Genomic DNA, 7780 nt, shown 5'->3' on the forward strand with positions numbered 1-7780 from the left:
CATTCGCCTGCCGATCGCACCGGTCAAGGGATACTCGATCACGCTCATGAAGGACGACATCGGCTTCCTGCCCGGCCGGCCGATCGTCGACCATTTCGAGCATGTGGTGGCCACCCCGCTGGGCGACCGTCTGCGGGTCGCCGGCACGGTTGAATTCGACAGTTACGATCGTACCCTGCGGGAAGGCCGGATCGCCAATCTCGTGAACGGCCTGCGCAAGCTATACCCCCATCTGAAGATGCCGGCGGACATCAACGCTTGGTGCGGTCTGCGGCCGATGTCGGCCGACGGGCTGCCGGTGATCGATGCGACCAGCACGGCCGGCCTCTACGTGAACACCGGGCATGGCGCCATTGGCTGGACACTCGCCTGCAGCTCGGCAGCGCTCATCACCGACATCGTCATCGGGCAAGCTGCGCCGGGTAACTCGCCATTCCGGCTCGGACGCTCCGTCTGGTAGCCCAGCGATCAATCCGGCGTCACGGCAGGAAAAGACGTTCAGGTCTCTATCTGGGTCAGAGGGCAAGGGGCAAAGACTGCGGCGGCCCACACCTGTCATAAGCCGGGTCCCGGGTTGGCGCCTGCAGCGTCGGCGGACACAACTTCGCCGAACTCGTGATTGCAGCCGGCCTAGCGCGGGACTGCCCGCAGCCCAGCGGCGGACGGTATGCGGCGGTGGAGCGGCGGGAGGAGGTGGCAGCGCTGCGGGGGCTAGCCAAGCTCATGGGGCTGTTCGAGTGGATGAGTAGCGCGTTGCGCTGAGGGCTCGCCGCAGACGCAGTGCCTGTTCTTTCGGAACTTCACGCTGAATGGGTCGATGCAATGACCAACGCACCGCAGCATGGTGTCGGTCATCGCGACCAACGTCCCCCGTCGCCTCGCGACCCGTCACAGTTCGGCCGGTAACGCTCCCCTCATCTCAGGGTGCGACCCTTTGGCAAAGACAGATGAGGCAGCTGCTCCTGGCGGAGGACAGCTGACCGAAGCCCTTCCTGCATCATTATGTAAAACTACGACCGTTGAGGAGCCTAATCCTAGATCAGCCCGAAATATTCTAGAACCTTTCAATAATACTTCCAGAATGGTTAAGCGCATTCCTGTCTTGCACGCCCATCTCCGGAAATTGCCATTGACAGATATACGCAAGAAACTAACCTTACCGTAATAAGAACTGACGTCTTGCCCTCATCCTAATCCACTTCGGAGAGGTGAGCTTTGGTCTATATCAATCGCCGTGCGACTCTTGTTGCTGGTACCGCAGCAATGACAGTTCCCCTTCTCGGCATAAGAACTGCCGAAGCTGCGAACCCCATAGACTCCCAGTTGTGGGGAAACCTGTTCTATGGATGTGCTGCGTGCGCCGTCGGCTCAGGCAACAATGAACTGAAGTCTGCTGAGCATTTCTCGTACAGATACATGTGTGAGATGGCAGGCTACATCAGGCGTATCCGCATCATTTTTGAGAAAGGCCCCGGAGATGCAGGTGGCCCTGGCTATTCATCAGGTAACGGCGGCGGTCCTTATGATGTGCAGATACGGGCCGACTCAGGTGGCGTACCAGGAGCCACGGTTCTCGCGACATCGACCAACGAATTTAGCGTAGCAGGGTTGGACTGGACAAAGAAGCGGAACTGGGTTGCGCAGTTTACTTTCAACGCTCTGCAGGTAACTAAGAATCAGGCGATCCATTTTGTCGTCAGAAATAAAAGCACGTCCAGTCCTTCAACGAACTGGATCTCCGTCAATCATCATCACTCCCGTCGCCTTTGGACCACGGCGGAACTGGCTAGTACGTCCTGGAAGCGGTCGCCCTACTTTCATACCGATGGATCGACGTCGCTCACGACGATGCATCGGCTGCGAGGGTTGATCAAGAACCAGGGTGCCTGGGAGACCAACTGGAGCAAGATTCCAACGATCGAAGTAGACTTTACGACGTCCTCAGGCTCAACCACCTACATCACCAAGGGGCAAAGCATCCTGTATCCGATGTCGAGCCTGAGTAACTGGGCAGGCCTATCGAGCTTTCAGGATACTTTCCCGATCAGCAACACCAACACCGTGACCTACCGTTTCAAGCCGACTGGCGTGGATCGGCAGGTCGGAACCGAATTCTATACCAAGCTGATCAGGCTCACGTCATGGCAGGGGCCCATTTATGTCGATCTGAGCGGCCCTATCAATGCCAATGGATCAACCGGCACCGTTCGGTACACCTTCACACAGATCGACGGCCCAGTGACCCAGATTAGCGAAGGCCAGGGTAGCAGCAGTACTCAACCTCAGGTCGGCTGGACCCGAGCTGCAAGCGCAAACGCATCCGGTCCCTTCTACCTGCGGGTCGGAAGTACCTACTCCCTCAAGTGGAGTGCGGTGTCAGGTGGCACAGCCTACCTGACACCGCACTACTTCAGCAACGTCCCGACGCCCAAGCCCGAGGATAATGATCCAGTGCCGGGTGCAACGACGCTCAACTTGAAGGCCAGCTTCTTTAGCGACTGGCTCGACGTGTCTTATCAGGTCAATGGTACCTCGGCGACCAGGTCGGCCCGTGGCGATGCAATCGGTCTGCCCTTCCTCTTCCGCGTGACTGCGTAATAGCTGCTCATATAGATGGCGGGGTTGGTTTTGGCCGATTCCAGCCCTGCATCTCAATGAGTCCCAAGCACGTGGCGCCGGCCTCCGCCCGCTCCACCGCCGCATGGCGCTTGCCGCCGAACCGTGGGCAGTCCTGCGTGCCCCAGCTCATCCATCTCCGGCACCGCAAATCTCCTGCAGCCGCTGGGCCGTGTAGGGCACCTCACTACCGCCTCGACGCTCGCCACCCTGCAGCGAACGCTCGTGCCTCAGTCAAGACCAGCACCAACAGCGGCGGCGTATGGAGCACGATGGGCAGCCGGGCCGACCAGTACCTGCCGTTCTGCCTGGAGCCGAAGGTGTGAGGGCAAGCTGCGAGCTGGATCCCCTTCTGCAGGATTGTGCACCGAGGCGAAAGAAGGTGGCGTGCGGAAGGTGCGACGGCGGAAGCGTGTCCGAGTTCGCGTCCATTATCGCCTTTCCGATTGCGAGACACTACAAGGTTGGGCTGCGCGCCCTAGTTGTAAGCTTCGGATGTGAACAAAACTGGTAGAGGGTCACGTGAGTCGAACTGTTCGAGAGCATCGGCAACGTCTTGCCGAGCGTGGGCTCAAGCGGCTGGAAGTGTCTGTTGCAGCCTCAGACGCAGAGCTGATGCGGAAGGTCGCCAAGGTGCTCAACGGCGACGACACCCAATCCGAGCGCCTGCGCGCGGCCGTACTGGAGCTCATGCCCGGACGGCCGACGATCAAGTTCGGGGATTGGATCAAGACGCCATAAGCCAGCAACCGCTTGTGAAGTCATGGGTCGCTGACGATCGCAGGGATCCCTCATGCCCGCACGCATCCCGTCCCATGATCACGCGATTGCGCAGTATGTTGCTGAGGCACGGAGGGTGGATTCAACCCTAAGCGGCCAACTCGCCTATCTGCGCCGCACCGCACTGGGGAGGCTGCCCTGCTTGAGAAGAGGTGGGCACGTCAGATCCTGGGGACCGCTGGCCATGCTGCATTGCTCGTGCCGCATGCGCATGGGATCAGTGATCCAGAAGCCACCCTGCGTGCCGGCAAGTTCGTGCGGAACTCCGTGTTGCTATCAGGAAGGCCAGGGGTCCGTAGATCGCCTGCTCTAGCGGCAAGCAGCAATCAGCCGGACGCCGGCCTCCTCCAGGCACCCTGCAGCTTCCAGAAGGTGCTGGCACGGCCGTTGCCTCTCGCTTGATGTTGTTTGCCACAGCCAGCGAAAGGCTCGAAGCCTCTGCCAGCTCGCGCTGCGCCAGCTCGCGCCTGCTCGAGTGGCACCCGCCTTACACGAACCCGGGCGCTATGCTCAGTCTCTCCATTCAGGGCTCTCATTGTGCCCCGTCCACGATCCGTTCAGTCTGCCGGGCGGGTAGTCCCGAGGTCCCGGATCGCCTCTTCCTGCCCGTCTGAAGTGGCTCGTTTCTTGTTGCGCATCGCCTCTTCCTGCTCACGACGGCGAGGCGCATCGAGGGTCTCTTCTGCGCGGCGGGCGTTCTCGCGTGGGTCGGAACGAAGCGCCTCCGTCAGCGGCCCGATGATCGGCTTGCGGCTGTTGTCAGCCATTGAAAGATCCTCCTGTCTCGGCCCCACCTGGTCGTTGAGGGCCCGGCATAACAACAGCTGCCACTTGGCAAGGCTGCATGGTTCCGGCGAATGAGATCGCATCGGTGGATGTCATCGCCTGGCAAAGGCGGGGTGTTGCTGCGATGAGGCAGGAGGCGCCGAGCGATTGGCAGCGAGAACAAGAATGACGTTGTGGCTGCCGGAAGCTCGAGAGACCCGCTGGACCGAGCTCCACCTACGACATTCGGCAACCTTCGTCCCGGTGAACCCAAGCCTGCCGACGCTCGTCAGGCTTTCGAGTGCCTGATGAGCGTCGTGCAGGTGATAGGGTCACGCGGCCAGGGCAGCTTCCATGACAAGGCTGTCTGCCACGGCTCCAGCGGAAGGGGTGAACACGCTGTCGGAGCGCACCGACAGGTTCTGGATGCGCTCATCCAGCTCCGCGGGCGTCTCCGCCATGTCGAATGGCGCCTCGGCGAAATTCGCCGCCAGATACTCCGCCAGCGCGTCCTGCTCCGTACCGTCCGCCGCGAACACCGCCTCGCCGGTCAGGCTGGGCGCCGCCTCGTCGAACAGGTCGACCCGGTCGGTGATCACGTCCGGGAACGGATAGCCGTCGCCGCCATCAGCCAGGAACGACAGGGTCGTGACCTTGATCGCCCGGCTGGCATCGCCCATCAGCTCGCCGTCGCGCACCACCTCGTCGAGCACCTGGCCCGATTCGTCGACGATCGCCAGCGACTGGATGCGCGCACCAGGCTCCAGGCTTGGGTCGAAGCTGAACTCGATCCCGCCGACCTGCGGGAACTGTCCAGGCGTGGCGCCCTCGCCACTCGCGGCGACACCATGCTCCAGCAGCACCTTCAGGCCGTCGGCCGTGGTGGCGACGATCGAGAGCGCGTTGTTGAAGCGGAGCGAGTTGACGATGTCGAGCTGGGAAACGTCACCCTCTTCCTTGCCCGCCTCCGGGTTGCCCTGCGGCGGCAAGAGGCTGCCATCCTGACCCACCTCGCCGATGAACGAACGGATGCCGCCGCCGTTCTTGATCGAGACCTGGACTTCGGGATCGATCGACTGGGCATAGGCGAGGTTGGCGTCGGCCGAGAGGTTGCCGAGATTGGTCTCCTCGGTCCGCACCAGCTCGCGCCGGCCTTCCAGGAACACGGAGGTCGTGCCGAACACGTTGCCATCCTGCTCCTCGACGATGCCGCTTACCGCATCGACCAGGCCAGCCACCAGATCGCCCTTGCTGCCCTCGCCGAACGGATCAGCTTCGCCCCAGATCGCCGCGACATTCTCGTCGGTGGTCGCGATCGGCCCGTTCTCGGCAGGATCGATGCTCTCCGGGATGATCACGCCGTTCGCGTCGAACTCGACGTTGAGGCGGCCGACATAGCTGTACTCGCCATCGGTGCTGACGATCACCGCAGCATCGCCGTCGGCGTTCTCGGTCAGGATCGGATAGCCGTCGGCCGCCTCATCGCCCGGCCGCAGCACGTCGTCCTCGTCGGCCAGGATCGTGTCCGAGCCGCCGGCGATCACGATATCGACACCCTCCAGGAGACCGACTAGCTCCTCTTCCAGCATGATCTGCTGGAGGTGCGAGGCGAGCACGATCTTGTCGATGCCCTGGGCCTGCAGCTGGTCGATTACAGGGTTCAGGACATCGGCCAGCTGCTGCATGTCGTCCACACCGGGCTCACCCACCACTGTGACCCCACCGGTGGACGAGATCGTCTCCACCATCTGAGTGGTGGCGCCCACCACGCCGATCTGCTCGCCGTTGACGTCGACGATCGTGGCCGGCGCCAGCTTCGGCACGTCCTCGTTCGCCGCCGACTGTTCTGGCCCGGAAGCAAAGTCGGTGTTGGACCGGATCTCGCCGGTGAACAGGCCGGCCAGGCTGCTGTCGCCGCTGAAGTCGAGATTGGCCGACAAATAGGGGAACTGCGCGCCGACCCAGCCGTCATCGGCCACACCCTGCGCTTCGCCGTAGTCGGCGGCGATGATCGACGCGAAGGTGGCGGTACCCAGATCGAACTCGTGATTGCCGACCGCGGAGGCGTCGAAGCCGATTGCGTTCATGATCGAGATGTCGATCCGCCCAGCGCCCTCGGCCAGCGCGGCATAGCCTTCGCCGTCGAGCCCGAACAGCTGGTTGTAGGCCGCGTTGAAAATGCCGGTCTCGCCAAACACCGGATCGGCCGCGGCGTTCAGGAACGGACCTGGCAGGTAGTTGTCGCCAGCCGACAGGACCAGCGTGTTCGCGTTCTGCTGCTCCAGCCCCTCGACAATCGCCGCGAAGTTCGGCGCGTTGCCAATCGCTTCCACACCGCCTTCCAGATCGGAGGCATGCAGCAACTGCAGGCTGAAATTACCCTCGTCCGGCTCGGTGGCTGGTGGGGTGAACTCATAGAGGGCGGTGGTGCCGCTGACCTCGTGGGCTACGGCGATCATCGGCTTGCCGCTCGGACTGTTCTCGGCGCTGATGAAGGTCAGCCCTTCCGGACCGATGTCGCCGGCCTCCAGGCCGTCCATGGGCGCTTCGAAGTTGCGACTGTTCAGGTAGGTGACGAACTGCGGCGCCTCAGGGTCGCTCAGCTCGAACACCATGATCCCGCCGATCCGCTCCATGCCGACGAACACGTAGGGTGTGCCATCGACCTCGCCTACCACCAGGCCTTCCGGCTCCGGACCTTTGTTGTCGCTGCGCGAGTCGAAGCTGTCGCTCTCCTCGTTGTCGCTGTTGAAGTACTCGGGCAGGTGCTTGGCGATGATCTGCTCGAACTGGTCGCCACTGTCGAAGATCATCTTGCCGCTGCTGTCGAGCACCGAGAACGAGCGGCCGCCATAGGACTGCAGGACGTCGTAGTCGCCATCACCATCCGTGTCGCCGTCGACCGTCGAAACGCCGAGCCGGCCGAGCTGCTCGTCGGACTGCAATTTCTCGGCGTTCGGGAAGGCGTCCGGATCGAGGTCCAGATTCTTGATCCGCTCGTCCTCACCGCGGTCGTCACCCTCGTTGGCGATCACGTAGTAGGTGGCGCCGTTCGCTTGGAAGCTCGCGATGTTGTCCGGCATGTACATGCCCTGGACCGGCCACTCGGCGATATTGATTCCGCCATCCTCGTCGCTGGCGTCCAGCCCCATGCCCGGCTGGCTGTGGTCCTTCAGGCCGAGCGGCACCACGTCGGTGAACTGGCCGGTCTGGATGTCGAGTAATGCTACCGCATTGTTCTCCTGCAGGGTCACCATCGCCGTCTTGCCGTCGGGTGCCACTGACAGGTACTCGGGCTCCAGGTCCGCCGAGGGCAGCCTATCCGGGAACAGCCGCACGCCTGCCTCGCGCAGCTCCTCGACCTTGGCGTCGAAGCTGGCGAAGCCGGCCTCGGTCGAGGTCTTGAGGAGACCGGGCGTGGCGACATCGACGATCGAAACCGAGCCAACCGGATCACCCTCGTCGGTCGGCTCACCTTCGTTGGCGGTCAGCACCTTGGTGCCGTCCGGCGTGAAGGTGACATGGTCCGGGCCGACGCCGACCTCGGCACCGCCCTGATAAACCCCATCCTTGTCGAACAGGGCGACGAAGCCTTCAGCGTTCGGGGCCGGGTTCTTCA

Annotated in this window: 5 protein-coding genes; 3 read left to right on the plus strand and 2 right to left on the minus strand. The window is 62.6% G+C overall.

Annotation, left to right across the window (positions count from 1 at the left end; all coding sequences use genetic code 11):
* From EQG76_RS26010 to EQG76_RS32890, 3 genes are all read left to right on the plus strand, one after another.
* Window positions 1-460: FAD-dependent oxidoreductase (locus EQG76_RS26010; RefSeq protein ID WP_159717694.1), on the plus strand; the 460-nt coding region annotated here is incomplete at its 5' end.
* A gap of 755 nt (window positions 461-1215) precedes the next feature.
* Window positions 1216-2598, plus strand: coding sequence for a hypothetical protein (locus EQG76_RS26015; protein WP_159717696.1), 1383 nt, complete (start codon window positions 1216-1218; stop codon window positions 2596-2598).
* Window positions 2599-3231: 633 nt separating this feature from the next.
* Window positions 3232-3357 carry a hypothetical protein gene (locus EQG76_RS32890; RefSeq protein ID WP_255476598.1) on the plus strand — a complete coding sequence of 42 codons (126 nt, stop codon included), beginning with the start codon at window positions 3232-3234 and terminating at the stop codon, window positions 3355-3357.
* Window positions 3358-3953: 596 nt separating this feature from the next.
* Here EQG76_RS32890 and EQG76_RS26020 read toward each other — a convergent pair.
* Together EQG76_RS26020 and EQG76_RS32515 are read right to left on the minus strand one after the other, a co-directional pair.
* Window positions 3954-4163 (minus strand): hypothetical protein, encoded by a 210-nt coding sequence (locus EQG76_RS26020; protein WP_159717698.1) that lies wholly within the window; start codon window positions 4161-4163, stop codon window positions 3954-3956.
* A gap of 330 nt (window positions 4164-4493) precedes the next feature.
* Window positions 4494-7780, minus strand: a 3287-nt coding sequence (locus EQG76_RS32515) for a choice-of-anchor I family protein (protein ID WP_235031573.1), incomplete at its 5' end; no start/stop codon positions are given.

The organism is Geminicoccus flavidas (assembly GCF_009806515.1).
GTDB classification, from domain to species: domain Bacteria; phylum Pseudomonadota; class Alphaproteobacteria; order Geminicoccales; family Geminicoccaceae; genus Geminicoccus; species Geminicoccus flavidus.